At 68.0% G+C, this 14,624-nt stretch carries 11 protein-coding genes and 1 pseudogene; 7 read left to right on the top strand and 5 right to left on the bottom strand.

All coding sequences use genetic code 11. The annotated features are described in order from the left end of the window. Window positions 1–25: 25 nt before the first annotated feature. The gene (locus IE258_RS38155) at window positions 26–1,423 is read right to left on the bottom strand and encodes a CHASE3 domain-containing protein (protein WP_189750382.1); all 1,398 of its coding nucleotides are present in this window, start codon (window positions 1,421–1,423) and stop codon (window positions 26–28) included. Window positions 1,424–1,654: 231 nt separating this feature from the next. Here IE258_RS38155 and IE258_RS38160 point away from each other — a divergent pair, with 231 nt between their 5' ends. From IE258_RS38160 to IE258_RS38180, 5 genes are read left to right on the top strand one after another with little or no spacing between them, the layout of a single operon-like run. Then, window positions 1,655–3,286: a peptide ABC transporter substrate-binding protein gene (locus IE258_RS38160; protein ID WP_189750383.1), complete on the top strand. Its 1,632-nt coding sequence runs from the start codon at window positions 1,655–1,657 to the stop codon at window positions 3,284–3,286. 6 nt (window positions 3,287–3,292) lie between these two features. Further along, window positions 3,293–4,216 (top strand): ABC transporter permease, encoded by a 924-nt coding sequence (locus tag IE258_RS38165; RefSeq protein ID WP_189750384.1) that lies wholly within the window; start codon window positions 3,293–3,295, stop codon window positions 4,214–4,216. Further along, the gene (locus IE258_RS38170; protein WP_189750385.1) at window positions 4,209–5,177 is read left to right on the top strand and encodes an ABC transporter permease; all 969 of its coding nucleotides are present in this window, start codon (window positions 4,209–4,211) and stop codon (window positions 5,175–5,177) included. The genes IE258_RS38165 and IE258_RS38170 overlap by 8 nt, the downstream gene beginning before the upstream one ends. Before the next feature lie 8 nt (window positions 5,178–5,185). Next, entirely contained in the window at window positions 5,186–6,160 is a 975-nt protein-coding gene (locus IE258_RS38175) for an ABC transporter ATP-binding protein (protein ID WP_189750386.1), read from the top strand. Beyond that, complete coding sequence (locus tag IE258_RS38180) at window positions 6,153–7,175, top strand: ABC transporter ATP-binding protein (protein WP_189750387.1); 1,023 nt, start codon at window positions 6,153–6,155, stop codon at window positions 7,173–7,175. Before IE258_RS38175 ends, IE258_RS38180 begins: the two co-directional genes overlap by 8 nt. A 56-nt stretch (window positions 7,176–7,231) precedes the next feature. Here IE258_RS38180 and IE258_RS38185 read toward each other — a convergent pair whose 3' ends face one another. Continuing rightward, window positions 7,232–8,113 (bottom strand): helix-turn-helix domain-containing protein, encoded by an 882-nt coding sequence (locus tag IE258_RS38185; RefSeq protein ID WP_189750388.1) that lies wholly within the window; start codon window positions 8,111–8,113, stop codon window positions 7,232–7,234. Between the two features lie 213 nt (window positions 8,114–8,326). Between IE258_RS38185 and IE258_RS38190 the strand changes: the two genes are divergently transcribed. Continuing rightward, the gene (locus tag IE258_RS38190) at window positions 8,327–9,253 is read left to right on the top strand and encodes an alpha/beta hydrolase (RefSeq protein WP_189750389.1); all 927 of its coding nucleotides are present in this window, start codon (window positions 8,327–8,329) and stop codon (window positions 9,251–9,253) included. Between the two features lie 135 nt (window positions 9,254–9,388). On the opposite strand, the gene IE258_RS38195 is transcribed toward IE258_RS38190, so the two are convergent. From IE258_RS38195 to IE258_RS38205, 3 genes and pseudogenes are all read right to left on the bottom strand, one after another. Beyond that, window positions 9,389–9,808: a hypothetical protein gene (locus tag IE258_RS38195; protein WP_189750390.1), complete on the bottom strand. Its 420-nt coding sequence runs from the start codon at window positions 9,806–9,808 to the stop codon at window positions 9,389–9,391. 70 nt (window positions 9,809–9,878) lie between these two features. Further along, window positions 9,879–10,508 carry a hypothetical protein gene (locus IE258_RS38200; protein WP_189750391.1) on the bottom strand — a complete coding sequence of 210 codons (630 nt, stop codon included), beginning with the start codon at window positions 10,506–10,508 and terminating at the stop codon, window positions 9,879–9,881. A gap of 90 nt (window positions 10,509–10,598) precedes the next feature. After that, window positions 10,599–11,337 (bottom strand): annotated as a pseudogene (locus IE258_RS38205) (transposase family protein). Between the two features lie 843 nt (window positions 11,338–12,180). On the opposite strand from IE258_RS38205, the gene IE258_RS38210 reads away from it, so the two are divergent. Then, window positions 12,181–14,624 (top strand): non-ribosomal peptide synthetase (locus IE258_RS38210; RefSeq protein WP_189750392.1); only part of this gene is annotated, 2,444 nt, incomplete at its 3' end.

Genomic DNA, 14,624 nt, shown 5'->3' on the forward strand with positions numbered 1-14,624 from the left:
CGCCCGGACGGCGGTGCGGGACGGTTCAGTCCCGTACCGGTATCCGGATCAGCAGCGTCGTGCCGCCGCCGGGCGGGGAGTCGATGGCCAGTTTGCCGTCGAAGGCCGCCACACGGTCCGCCAGACCGGTCATCCCGCTGCCCGCGGCGGCCCGGTCCACGCCCCCGACCCCGTCGTCGACCACGCGGATGCGCAGCACCCGGCCGAACTCCACGCGGACTTCGATCTGGGACGCCCGCGCGTGCTTGACCGCGTTGGTCACCGCTTCGGCCACCACGAAGTACGCGTTCGACTCGACCGTGGAGGAGATCCGGCGCTCGTTCTCGCACAGGACGACCGTGGGCACCGGGCACCGGGCCGCCAGGTCCCGCACCGCGGGCACCAGGCCCTTGACCGTCAGGACGAGCGGGTAGATGCCCGAGGCCAGTTCCCGCAGTTCGTCGATCGCCGTCTGCGCGCTGTCGATCGACTGCTCCAGCAGATCGGCCGCGGACGTCTCCGTGTCCGGGAGCAGCTCCCGCGCCAGCCGCAGGCCGATCATCAGGCTCACCAGCCGCTGCTGCGCCCCGTCGTGCAGGTCCCGGGCGGTACGCCGGTGCACGGCCTCGGTGCTCTCCATGATGCGGCGACGGCTGTCCTGGAGGGAGGCGGCCATGCTGTTGAACGAGGTGCCCAGCGCCCCGATCTCCGCGATCCTGCTGGGGGCGACCCGCACACTCAGGTCACCGCCCGCCAGTTCCTGCGCCGCTGCCGCGGCCCCGCGCACCGGCCGTACCACCGCACGGTGCTGGAGCACCGTGAAGACGGCGAACAGCGCGGTCGACCCCGCGAGGCCCAGAGCGGCGGCCAGCACCGCCTGCCGGCTGTTGGCCCCCGCCACGTCCGTGCGCTCTGCGAGCTGGGCACGCTCGTCGGTCATGTACCGGTGGAACTCGTCCCGCAGGGCGTCCACGCGCCGCTTGCCCTCGGCCGCCTCCGCCAGCGAACCGGCGGCGGGGTCGCCGCGCCGGACCTTCTCGACCAGCGGGGCCGAGTAGTCGTCGAGGAAGGACTGCACGTCCCGCGTGATCGACTCGGCGGTGCGCCGCTGCTGCGAAGAGGTGGTGCTGTCGGTGAACCGCCGGATCTCCGCGGGCAACGCCCCGCGCGCTGCCCGCCAGGGCTCCAGGAACTCCTCGCGGCCGGTGATGACGTAGCCGCGCTGCCCGGTCTCCAGATCGATGAGGAGCCGCTCCATGCTGCCCGACTCCACGAGAGCCGTCCGGGAGGCGCGTCTGGCCGAGACGGCGCTGTTCGCGTCATTGATCGCCCACAGCAGGACGGCGAACGCGACACCGATCAGCAGGGCGAGCAGGCCGCTGGCCGCGACCGTGAGGCTCGTCAGCCGTAGCCGTCGCTCCCCGTGTTCCCGTCCTGTGCTCATGGTCCGCCTGCCGTGGAAGGAGTCGAGACACCGAAGTGTGCAATGCATCCGCCGCGCACGAGGGACACATGTTCCGGGCGATTTCTCCGCTCGGCCCTGCGTCTGTCATCATACGTGTGAGTTGCCGGTCGCTTGTCACATGAACGTGTGATGCCTGGCTCCTTGGTTCTTGTCTACCTTTCGAACCCCAAACATGTCCCGGCCACGGTCCGTCCGGAGAAGAGAGACCTCATGCGCGCAGTCACCCATGCCACCTGGCCGGCCCTGGCCGCAGCGCTGACCCTTGCTCTGACCGCATGCGCTGGCGGCGGGTCCGACAGCAGCGCCGAGGGCGGCGACGCCGTCCTCAGCGCGGTCTGGGGTGACCCGCAGAACCCGCTGGAACCGGCGAACACCAACGAGGTGCAGGGCGGCAAGGTCCTCGGCATGATCTTCCGGGGCCTGAAGCGCTACGACCCCATGACCGGCAAGGCCCAGAACGCGGTGGCCGAGGACATCACCACCACGGACTCGCAGAACTTCACCGTCAGGATCAAGAAGGGCTGGAAGTTCAGCAATGGCGAACCCGTCACCGCCCACTCCTTCGTGGACGCCTGGAACTACGGTGCGAGCGCGAAGAACAACCAGAAGAACGCCTACTTCTTCGGCTACATCGACGGCTACGACAAGGTCCACCCCGACAGCGGGAAGCAGACCGCCGACACCCTCTCCGGCCTGAAGATCGTCGACGACCACACCTTCACCGTCCGGCTCAGCCAGAAGTTCTCGACGTTCCCCGACACCCTCGGCTATGTGGCGTTCGCGCCCCTGCCCAAAGCGTTCTTCGACGACCACGACGCCTGGCTGAACAAGCCCGTCGGCAACGGCCCGTACAGCATCGAGTCCTACAAGAGGGGCTCCGAGATGCGGCTGCGCACCTGGGACGCCTACCCCGGCCGGGACAAGGCGCACAACGGCGGCGTGGACCTCAAGGTCTACACCGACAACAACACCGCCTACACCGACCTGCTGGCCGGCAACCTCGACGTCGTGGACGACGTCCCGGCCCAGCAGCTGAAGAACGTCGGCACCGACCTGGCCGGCCGCTATCTGAACACCCCCGCGGGCCTCATCCAGACCCTGTCCTTCCCGTTCTACGACAAGGACTGGAACACCGCCGGCGCCGCCAAGATCCGCAAGGGCCTGTCGATGGCCATCAACCGGGATCAGATCACCAAGACGATCTTCCAGAACACCCGAACCCCGGCCACCGACTGGACCTCCCCGGTCCTCGGCGAGGAAGGCGGCTACAAGAAGGGGCTCTGCGGCGACGCCTGCACCTACGACCCGGCCGGCGCCAGGAAGCTCATCGAGGAGGGCGGCGGGATCCCGGGCGGCCAGATCAAGATCACGTATAACGCGGACACCGGTTCGCACAGGGAGTGGGTGGACGCGGTCTGCAACTCCATCAACAACGCCCTGGGCAACGACAAGGCCTGCGCCGGCAACCCGGTCGGCACCTTCGCCGACTTCCGCAACCTCGTCGGCCAGAACAAGCTGACCGGGCCCTTCCGGACCGGCTGGCAGATGGACTACCCCCTCGTCCAGAACTTCCTCCAGCCGCTCTACTACACCGGCGCCCCCTCCAACGACGGCAAGTGGTCGAACAGGGACTTCGACCAGCTCGTCGACCGGGCCAACGCCGAGACCGACCCCAAGAAGGCCGTCCAGCTCTTCCAGCAGGCCGAAGGAGTCCTGCGGGACGACATGGGCACCGTCCCGCTGTGGTACCAGAACGGCAGCGCCGGCTGGTCCGAGCGGCTCTCGCACGTGACGCTGGACGCGTTCAGCGTCCCGGTCTACGACGAGATCAAGGTCGGCTGATCCACCGTGGCGCGCTACGTGGTCCGGCGGCTGCTCCAGATGATCCCCGTGTTCGTCGGGGCCACCCTGCTGATCTTCCTCATGGTGAACGTACTGGGCGACCCGGTCGCGGGCCTGTGCGGGGACAAGACCTGCGACCCCGCCACCGCCGCCCGGCTGCGGAGCGAGTTCGGCCTCGACCAGCCGGTGCTGCGCCAGTACCTGACCTACATGGGCCACGTCCTCACCGGTGACTTCGGCACCGCCTTCAACGGCGAGAAGGTCATCGAGCTGATGGGCAGCGCCTTCCCGGTCACCCTCCGGCTGACGCTGGTGGCGATCGTCCTCGAGGTCGTCCTCGGCCTCGGCCTCGGTGTCCTGACCGGCCTGCGCCGGGGCCGCCTCCTCGACTCGGCGGTCCTGCTGTTCACACTGGTCGTCATCGCCGTACCGACCTTCGTCACCGGCCTGCTGCTCCAGTTGCTGCTCGGCGTCGAATGGAACTGGATCTCCCCGTCGGTCTCGCCCGACGCGTCCTTCGGCGAGCTCCTCGTCCCCGGCCTGGTGCTCGCCTCGGTCTCGCTGGCCTACGTCACCCGGCTGACCCGCACCTCGCTCGCGGAGAACCGGCGCTCCGACTACGTCCGCACCGCCATCGCCAAGGGCCTGCCGCGCCACCGGGTCATCACCCGGCACCTGCTGCGCAACTCCCTCATCCCGGTCGTCACCTTCATCGGCACCGACATCGGCGCCCTGATGGGCGGCGCCATCGTCACCGAGCGGATCTTCAACATCCACGGCGTCGGCTACCAGCTCTACCAGGGCATCCTGCGCCAGAACACCCAGACCGTCGTCGGCTTCGTCACCGTCCTGGTCCTCGTCTTCCTGGTGGCCAACCTGCTCGTCGACCTCCTGTACGCCGTACTCGACCCGAGGATCCGCTATGCCTGAGCACTCGCCGTACGAACCCGAGGGAGTGATCGCCCCCACCGGCGCGGGCGGCGCGACGGACCTCGCGGTGAGCGAGGCCCGGTCCCTGGAGCAGGTGCCCGGCGGCCCGCAGGACAAGCCGCGGGGCCTGTGGTCGGACGCCTGGCGCGACCTGCGCCGCAACCCCGTCTTCATCATCTCGGCCCTGGTAATCCTCTTCCTGATCGTCATCTCCGTCCGGCCGTCCCTGATCGCCTCGGGCAACCCCCTGCACTGCGACCTGGCCCACGCCCAGCAGGGCTCCGGGCCGGGCCACCCCTTCGGCTACGACGGGCAGGGCTGCGACGTCTACACGCGCGTCGTCCACGGCGCCCGCACCTCCGTCACCGTCGGTGTTCTCGCCACCCTCGGCGTCGCGGTCCTCGGCAGCGTCCTCGGCGCACTGGCCGGCTTCTTCGGCGGAATCGGGGACGCGGTGCTCTCCCGGATCACCGACGTCTTCTTCGCCATCCCCGTCGTCCTCGGCGGCCTGGTCCTCCTGTCGGTCATCACCAGCAGCACCGTCTGGCCCGTGATCGGCTTCATGGTGCTGCTGGGCTGGCCCCAGGTGTCCCGCATCGCCCGCGGATCCGTCATCACGGCCAAGCAGAACGACTACGTCCAGGCGGCGCGGGCGCTGGGCGCCTCCAACTCCCGGCTCCTGCTGCGCCACATCGCACCCAACGCCGTCGCCCCGGTCATCGTGGTGTCCACCATCGCGCTCGGCACGTACATCTCCCTGGAGGCGACCCTGTCCTACCTCGGCGTCGGCCTCAAGCCGCCCGCCGTGAGCTGGGGCATCGACATCTCCGCGGCCTCCCCGTACATCCGCAACGCCCCGCACATGCTCCTGTGGCCGGCCGGCGCACTGGCCCTCACGGTGCTGGCGTTCATCATGCTCGGCGACGCGGTGCGCGACGCCCTCGACCCGAAGCTGAGGTGAGCCGCCGCATGCTGCTCGAACTGCGCGACCTGCACGTCGAGTTCCGCACCCGGGACGGCGTCGCGAAGGCTGTCGACGGCGTCTCCTACGGCGTGGACGCGGGCGAGACCCTCGCGGTGCTCGGCGAGTCCGGCTCCGGCAAGTCGGTGACCGCACAGGCGGTGATGGGCATCCTGGACTCCCCGCCGGGCAGGGTCACCGCGGGCGAGGTCCTCTTCGAGGGCCGGGACCTGCTGAAGCTCAAGGAGGAGGAGCGCCGGAAGATCCGCGGTGCCGAGATGGCGATGATCTTCCAGGACGCGCTGTCCTCGCTCAATCCGGTGCTGACGGTGGGCGACCAGCTCGGAGAGATGTTCGTGGTGCACCGGGGCATGTCGAAGAAGGACGCGCGGTCCAAGGCGGTGGAGCTGATGGACCGGGTCCGCATCCCGGCGGCCAGGGAGCGGGTGCGGCAGTACCCGCACCAGTTCTCCGGCGGCATGCGCCAGCGCATCATGATCGCGATGGCGATGGCCCTGGAGCCCAAGCTGATCATCGCCGACGAGCCGACCACCGCCCTCGATGTCACCGTCCAGGCCCAGGTCATGGACCTGCTCGCGGAACTCCAGCGCGAACTGCACATGGGCCTGATCCTCATCACCCACGACCTCGGCGTGGTCGCCGACGTCGCCGACAAGATCGCGGTCATGTACGCGGGCCGGACCGTGGAAAAGGCGCCCGTGCACGACCTCTACAAGAGCCCCGCCCACCCCTACACCCGCGGCCTGCTGGACTCCGTACCCCGCCTGGACCAGAAGGGCCGGGAACTGTACGCGATCAGGGGCCTGCCACCCAGCACGACGAGCGTGCCGCCGGGCTGCGCCTTCCACCCCCGCTGCCCGCTGGCCCAGGACGTCTGCCGCACCGACGCCCCCGCCCTGCACCGGGTGGACGAACACCGAGTGAGCGCCTGCCACTTCTGGAGGGAGAGCCTCGATGCCTGAGCCCATCCTGGAGGTCCGCGGCCTCGTCAAGCACTACCCGCTTACGCGCGGCATCGTCCTCAGGAAGCAGGTCGGCGCGGTGAAGGCGGTCGACGGTGTCGACTTCCATCTGCACCGGGGCGAGACGCTGGGCATCGTCGGGGAGTCCGGCTGCGGCAAGTCCACGGTCGCCAAGATGCTGGTCAACCTGGAGAAGCCGACGGCGGGGGAGATCCGCTACAAGGGCGAGGACATCACCCGCCTGTCGGGAAAGGCCCTGAAGTCCGTACGCCGCAACATCCAGATGGTCTTCCAGGACCCCTACACCTCCCTCAACCCCCGCATGACCGTCGGGGACATCATCGGCGAGGCGTACGACATCCACCCGGAGGTGGCCCCGAAGGGCGACCGCCGGGGGCGGGTCCAGGACCTGCTGGACGTGGTCGGCCTGAACCCGGAGTACATCAACCGCTACCCCCACCAGTTCTCCGGCGGCCAGCGGCAGCGCATCGGGATCGCGCGGGGTCTGGCGCTGCGCCCGGAGATCATCGTCGCCGACGAACCCGTCTCGGCCCTCGACGTGTCCGTGCAGGCCCAGGTGATCAACCTGATGGGCCGCCTCCAGGACGAGTTCGACCTGTCCTACATCTTCATCGCCCACGACCTGTCGATCGTCCGGCACATCTCCGACCGGGTCGGCGTGATGTACCTGGGCCGCATCGTGGAGACGGGCCGGGACGCGGAGATCTACGACCACCCCACGCATCCCTACACCCAGGCCCTGCTGTCCGCCGTACCGGTGCCCGACCCGGAGGCCCGCGAACACCGCGAGCGGATCATCCTGGCCGGCGACGTCCCGTCCCCCACCAACATCCCCTCCGGCTGCCGCTTCCGCACCCGCTGCTGGAAAGCCCAGGAACGCTGCGCGCTGGAAGTCCCGGCCCTCGCCGTCCCCGCCGTATTCCGCACCGGCTCCGACCCCGCCGCCCACGACTCCGCCTGCCACTTCGCGCAGGAGCCGGTGCGACCGGTCTGACGTTTCGGCGAGCGCGGCTACGGGCACCGCGGTCCGGGATTAGGCGTTCCAGGCGGTCATCGCGTCGCGTCCTGCGTCCGGTCGGTCCCAGGCACCCCTGCGGCCCAGGAGGTGAGCAGGCGCAGGGCGTCGTGGGACGGGCTGCCCGGCTCGGCGGTGAGGACCATCAAGCGCTGCCCGGAGCCGTCCGGAGCGGCCCACGTGTCGCAGTCGAGGGTGAGGTCGCCGACGAGCGGATGGTGGTAGCGCTTGGTGCCGTGGGCAGCGCCCGTAACGCGGTGCTCGGCCCACCACGAGCTGAAGTCCGCGTCACGCACGGAAAGTTCACCGACGAGGCGGGCGAGGCCGGGGTCGTGGGGGTCGGCGGCCGCCTCCATGCGCAGGGCGGCGACGGCGTCGCGGGCGTCGTGTTCCCAGTCGCGGTGCATGTCCCGCAGGGCGGGCAGCGTGAACAGCAGGTGCACGTAGTTGCGTCGGGCCGGCGCAAGCGCCGCGAAGTCGGTGTAGAGGGCCGCGGCGGCCTCGTTCCACGACAGGATGTCGAGCCGCTTGCCCAGGACGAGTGCAGGGTTCTCGGCGAGCTGGTCCAGCAGCCGGCGCACGGCGGGACGGGGATGCTGCACGGCCCGGCGCCGGCGCGGACGGGCATCGGCCCGGCCGGCGAGGTCGTACAGGTAGCGCCGTTGGTCGTCGTCGAGGCGCAGGGCGTCGGCGACGACGGCCAGGACGGGCCCGGAGGCGCGGACACGGCCCTGTTCAAGACGGGTGTAGTAGTCGACGCTGATCGCTGCGAGCAGCGCGACCTCCTCGCGGCGCAGCCCAGGGACCCTGCGGGCGGAGTCGGTGGGGGGCAGCCCGCACTCCTGCGGCGAGAGCTGCGCCCGGCGGGCCCGCAGGAAGGCGCCGAGAGTAGGGGCGGGGTGGGATGCGGACGACATGTCTCAAGTGTCGCGCTCCCGCGCCGATTGCGACACACATGTGAGGGGGAGGGATTCTTCCCAGGCAGCAACCTTCCTCTTCCACCGTCCGGAACGGCCTGCGAGAGTGAACACACGAACGAAACAGAGCGGTATTCAGCCTCTGTGATGGTTTGACCGCAATGCCTGTCACCCGATGGTTTCCGGGAGACGACTTCCGAGAGCGAGCCCCTCATGAGCAGGACCGACGTCACCTTCGACAGCAACGGCATCCGGATCGCCGGACACCTCTACTTTCCCGGCACACCTGCCGGGGGACCGTACCCGGCGGTCGTCATCGGTCACCCCGGCACCGGGGTCAAGGAACAGGCCGCGGGACTCTACGCCCGTCGGCTGTCCGAGCAGGGTTTCGTAGCTCTGGCCTTCGACGCCGCCCACCAGGGCGAGTCCGGTGGCCTGCCCCGTGGTCTGGAGGACCCGGCCCAGCGCGTGGAGGACCACAAGGCGGCCGTCTCCTTCCTCCTCACCCGGACCGAGGTCGACCCGGAGCGGATCGGGATGCTCGGCATCTGCGCCTCCGGCGGCTACGCCCTGTGCGCGACCGCGGGCGACCATCGGGTCAGGGCCGTGGCCACCGTCAGCGGTGTGGACATCGCCCGCCAGTTCCGGCTCGGCGCCGACGGGACCCAGGACCCGGCCGTCTTCCAGGCCATGCTGGACGCCGCCGCCCAGGGCCGCACCGTCACCGTGCGTGGCGCGCAGGCGCCGGCCCTGTCCGTCTTCCCCGAGACCGTGGAACAGGCCGCCGCGGCCGGCGGTGAGCACGGCGTCGAGGGCTTCGACTACTACTGCACCCCGAGGGGCCGGCACGAGCGGTCCGCGAAGCACTTCGTGTGGGAGAGCGTGGACCGCATGGCGTCCTTCGACGCCTTCCACGCCGTACCGCTGATTGGCCCCCGCCCGGTCCTCCAGATCGTCGGCACCCGCGCTGTCACCTCCTGGATGGCCGTCGACGTCCACCAGCGCGCCACCGGCCCGAAGGAACTGCACTGGATCGACGGTGCCAGTCACGTCGACCTCTACGACAAGAAGGAGTACGTCGACCCGGCGATCGCCAAGCTGACCGACTACTTCACCATCCACCTCATCACCAACGCGTGACCCGGTGAAGCCCCCTTCTCGCTGCTCGACGCTCCGCCTTTCGGTCTCGGGAGGAGGCTGCAGGAGACAGGCCGCTGCGAAACCGAAGGGGGTTCGAGGTTCTCAGCGGGGGTATCACCGGGCTGCCCGGTCCCTCTACGCATCACATGCGTAGAGGTACGGCACATACGCCCACGGACTGCACGACTCCTCGCCGATCGAGGCGTTCAGCCCGCAGACCTGGAAACGGCTCACCTCCTTGCTGAGCCGCACGGTGTCCGTACCGTTGTATGTGGGCCCAATGGACACGAACGACTTGTCCTTGTAGTAGATGTGCGTCACGGCCCCGAGGTCGTCGCCGTGTTTGTAGTCGGCCTGCCAGAGCCAGCTTGGTGCCCCATTGCCCGGGTCGTTGTCCACCTGGGCCTCGAAATGGGCGCTACCGACCGAGTGGGAGACGGACGCGCGGTGCGGGGTTGTGGCGGCCGTGGCCGCGGTCGGCGCCAGCACGCCTGCGCCCACCGCGGCCACCACAGCCGCTGCCGCCGTTGCTCCCTTGATGCCCTTCAGAGCCATTCTCTTCCTTTCCGCAAACCTTCACGCTCCAATGCGATCCTCTCGACGTGCGTGGAGCGGACAACGCTCGTCAATCCGTCAGCGGACCTTGTCCGGCCGAAGGTTCATTGGGCGGCGGTCTCGTCGGTCGGCTCCCTATCCGGGCAGGGCTCGAGCATGTCCCCTGGAGCCCGGCCAGAGGGACCCGTACCCGGTGCGGCAGACGGTTGGCGATCTCTTGTGCGACCGGCAGCCACCGCTCCTGGTCGCCGTCGGGCAGGTGGAGGATGACGTCCGAGTTGGCCAAGGTGATGTGGCCGGGTGCTTCGTCGCGGAAGTAGTCATCGATCGCCCCGGCTCCCGTCATCCCCGCGATGTCGATCCGCTCGTCGGGGGACGTGTCCGCAAGGCCGGAAGCGGCCGCAGGATCTGGTTCGGTGATCGTGGTGATGTCGAACTCGGTGCGGTGCTGGACGCCAGCCGTGGGCGGGTGTGTCACGGGCTGCGGCCGCCGGCCCTCACGCCCCTGCCCCTCCGGTTCCGTGGTCCTGGTGTGCCAGTTGAGAGCGTCCCACATGGCCTGGTCGGCTGCGGTGACAGGCAAGGCGTTGGCGTCCAGAGGGCCGGGAGGCGGTGATCCGAAGAGATCACGAAAAAAGAGATACAGGTCTTCCGTGCCAATTACGGGCGGGACGCGCACACGAAACCAGAGGCGCGACAACGGTCCCGTTTGGCTGGCCGCGAACGATGCTGAGGTTCTTCCGGCTTCGGCGGCTTCCTGACCGAGGAGGTTCTCCTCGCTGAACCTCTTTCATCCTGAATACGTGCAGGTCATCAGGGTGTGGACGGCTTGGACGATGGTGCCGATTCGGCGGGTGGAGCATCTGGAGCGTCGCAGGAGTCGCCAGGTCTTCAGCTGAAGGCGCGTTCTCCGGGAGCCCGCAGGCGGGCGTGGTCGCGGTTGAACTGCTGGTAGTGCTCGGGTTGTTCGCGGTGGTGGTAGTAGGGGGTGCGGACGGTGGCGCCGACGCCCTGATAGGCACGGTCCGCGAGGACGAGGATCTGCCGGGTCAGGCACGCCTGGACGATGCCGTGGGCTCGCGCGGCGGTGAGATCGTCGGTGCGCCCCGGTGTCGCACGGGAGAACCAGAGCGGGGTGCCGTCCGGACGGGCGATGACCTGCACATTCATGCCGTGCCGGCGGTGCTTCACCGAGCAGTACGGCTCGTCCGCGCGGATCCGGTCGATGGGGATCAGGGTGCCGTCTACGATGACGTGGTCGCCCTCACCGAGGCCGGTGAGGGCTTCATGAAGGCCGAGCGCCCAGGAAGCCACAGCTGGGAGAACGTTTCGTTCTTCCGCAGGTGGATGAGACTGAGCAACGCCTGCTTGAAGCAACCGAGCTTGCGCCAACGAATGTTGCGCGCCAGTCGATGCTCATACAGCAGCCAGGCCACATGCTCGACGAGCTCATGCGGGACGTCGAGCGTGGCAGGATACGGAACCAACAGGGCCCCTTCGGTCGCCAGCGTGTTGAGTGGAATCACCACGCCAACGACGAGGGGCCCTGCCTCGTCACCACACCCGCTGACCAGCCCACTTCACCCATCAGCACAGGATGGAAGAGGCTCACTCAGCGCGCATCAGCTGAATGTTTACGAACCGACCGCCTCACATGGCAGCGGCCATCGCTGAGGAATCGAGGTCAATTCGCAATGAACTTTTTCCAAGCCGAAATCGTTACCATGCCCGAAGCTTGACAACTTCCAGTAGCCCGAGCGACGCTGATGGAGCGTCATCAGAGGTCTCGGGTGGAATTTGCCGAAGGCTTTGGCATTCATGCTGACCTTGGGTTCTTTCGCTGCACTCGAGATGTGAAAGCATTGCGAAAGTCTCAGTAAATGGATTCAGAAGGGAATGTGGAAATGCTTAAGCGAATTAAGAGGGTCACCGTAGCAGCCGCCGTCTTGGGTGCTGCCCTTGCGGGCTCAGTGGGACTGAGTGTCGGCACTGCGAGCGCAGAGCCTGTAAAGTATACAAATACCCTCATACGTAACTACTATGGCGCAAACGCTTGGGTCGACTGCACAAACGACTCAAACAATGCAAATCATGAGGGGCATTATCCCATCAATGACCAATACTACTTCTGCGGGGACACAGAAGATGGGGCCGCCCTGTGGTTCAGGCACATCGTTTTTTAACCGTTGAGCTTTCTCTTTCGATAGAAAGCTGATGCGTTGACGATTGCGAGATGAGTTAATCGTCTCGTTCGCACCGCCGCAGGTGGTTCGCCCTGCTCGCCAGCTAAAGACGTCGATCCTGGTTGGTTCTCGGAGCGCGCCGTAGGCGATACCACAGTGTGCGTCAATTGCTGCAAGGAGCGTACTGAAGTGAAGCAGCAGTCAGGACTCGAAGCGGTCCTTTCACTCACTCCTCTGCAAGAGGGGATGCTGTTCCATGCCTTGTACGACGAGAGCGCCGCGGACGTCTACATTTCTCAGATGGCCGTCGAGATAGAGGGCAGGCTCCACGTCGAACTCCTGCGGGATTCAGCACGCACGCTGCTGCGCAGACATGCCGGCCTGCGCGGTGGTTTTCTGAGGCGCCGGAGCGGGCAGGCCGTCCAGATCATCCCCAAAGAGGTCCGTCTGCCGTGGGAGCACGTGGATCTCGGCTCACTGGGTCCGCGGGAACAGCGGGAGCGCCTGCTGCGACTGACCGCGCAGGACCTTGAACGCCGGTTCGACATGTCCGCGCCCCCGCTGGTGCGCTTCACCCTGATTCGGCTGGCTGACGAAAGCCATGTTCTGGTCTTCACGAACCATCACATTCTGCTGGACGGCTGGTCCCTCCCCCTCGTACTCGGTGACCTCGTCGAGATCTACCGGCGGGGTGGGACGGACGACGGCCTTCCGCCGACCGCGCCGTTTCGGACGTACTTGGAGTGGCTGGCCGCGCAGGACGATGACGAAGCGGAGTCGGTCTGGCGGGGCGTCCTGAGCGGCCTGGAGGAACCGACTCTGGTGGCTCCGGCGTACGGAGACCGGGCGCCGAGGGTGCCCCAGTGCCACACCCTCCTGCTCGCGCCCGATCTGACGTCCGATCTGGCGGCGACTGCCCGGAGACTGGACCTGACCCTGAACACCGTGGTGCAGGGGGCCTGGGCCCTGCTTCTCGGCCGGCTGGTCGGCCGGACCGACGTGGTGTTCGGGACGACGGTGTCCGGACGCCCGCCGGAACTTCCGGGTGTGGAGAGCATGGTCGGGATGCTGATGAACACCCTGCCGGTGCGCGTGCGCATCAACCCGGCCGAGCGACTTGGCGCCTTCCTCACGAGGATGCAGGAAGAGCAGAACGCGCTGCTGTCGCACCAGCACGTGAGCCTTGCGGCGATCCAGCGGTCCGCCGGGTTGGGGAGGCTCTTCGACACGGCGACCGTGTTCGAGAACGCGCCGATGTCCCTGGGAACTCTGGAGGAGCCGGCCGGTGGCCTGAGCTTCGGAGCGCTCGAGGGTACGGACGCCACCGGCGGCATGCACTATCCCCTCAGCCTGGTGGCCTTTCCCGGGAAACAGCTGCATCTGGGACTGAACTACCAGCCCGATGCCTTCGAGAAGGAGGACGTGGCGGAGATCGCCAACCGTCTGCGCCGGCTCCTGGAGAGCGTTGCCGCCGACGCGGACCGGCCGGTCGGACGGATCGACCTCCTGAGCGCTGGTGAGCGGACATCGCTCCTCCGGAGCCGCAACGAGACCGTACGCCCGGTCGACGAAGGCACACTGCCCGAGTTGTTCGGCCGGCACGTCGAGCGTCATCCGTCCGCCGCCGCGTTGCTGTCCAGTGAGGAGGAACTGACCTACGCGGAACTGGACAAGCGCTCGGACCACGTGGCCCGTGTGCTCGTGGGCCGCGGTGTCCTGCCGGGGGACCGGGTGGTTCTCCTACAGGAGCGGTCGGTCGACCTGGTGGTGTCCATGCTGTCGGTGTTGAAGGCCGGGGCGGCCTACGTACCGCTCGACGCCCGTTCTCCGGCGGGACGGCTCGAAGCGATCATCGCGGACACGTCACCCTCACTGATACTGAGCGACCGCGCCTCGCGCCCGGCGCTGCCGCACTGCGCCGTACCGACACTGATGGTGGCAGACGTCCTGGCGGAGCCGCACGGGACGACGCCCCCTCTCCCGGCCGCGGGCTTCGGCGATCAGGCGGTGGCCTACGTGATGTACACGTCAGGATCCACGGGCTCTCCCAAAGGCATCGCTGTCTCGCACCGGAACGTCTCGACCCTGGTCTTCGATCAGCGCTTGCAGTCCGGTGACCACGCGCGCGTCCTCTTCCATTCTCCGCAGGCTTTTGACGCTTCGACCTACGAGTTGTGGGTGCCGTTGTTGTCGGGTGGTTCGGTGGTGGTGGCTCCTGCGGGTGAGTTGGAGGCGCCGGTGCTGGAGCGGGTGGTGGCTCGGTACGGGGTGACGGCGTTGTGGTTGACGGCCGGGTTGTTCCGGTTGTGGGCCGAGGAGTCGCCTGGTTGTTTTGCGGGGTTGCGTGAGGTGTGGACGGGTGGGGATGTGGTGCCGGCGGCGATGGTGCGGCGGGTGCTGGATGTGTGTTCCGGGTTGAGTGTGGTGAATGGGTACGGTCCTACGGAGACGACGGTGTTCGCCACGTGTCATGGGGTGAGGTCGTCGGGGGAGGTGCTGGGGACGGTTCCGATCGGGCGCCCGATGGACAATATGCGGGTGTATGTGCTGGATGCGGGTCTGTTGCCGGTGCCGGTGGGTGTGGCGGGCGAGCTGTACATCGCGGGGTCGGGGCTGGCGCGGGGGTATGTGAA

Origin of the sequence: Streptomyces tendae, from assembly GCF_014650435.1 — a bacterium.
In the GTDB taxonomy this organism is placed as follows: domain Bacteria; phylum Actinomycetota; class Actinomycetes; order Streptomycetales; family Streptomycetaceae; genus Streptomyces; species Streptomyces tendae.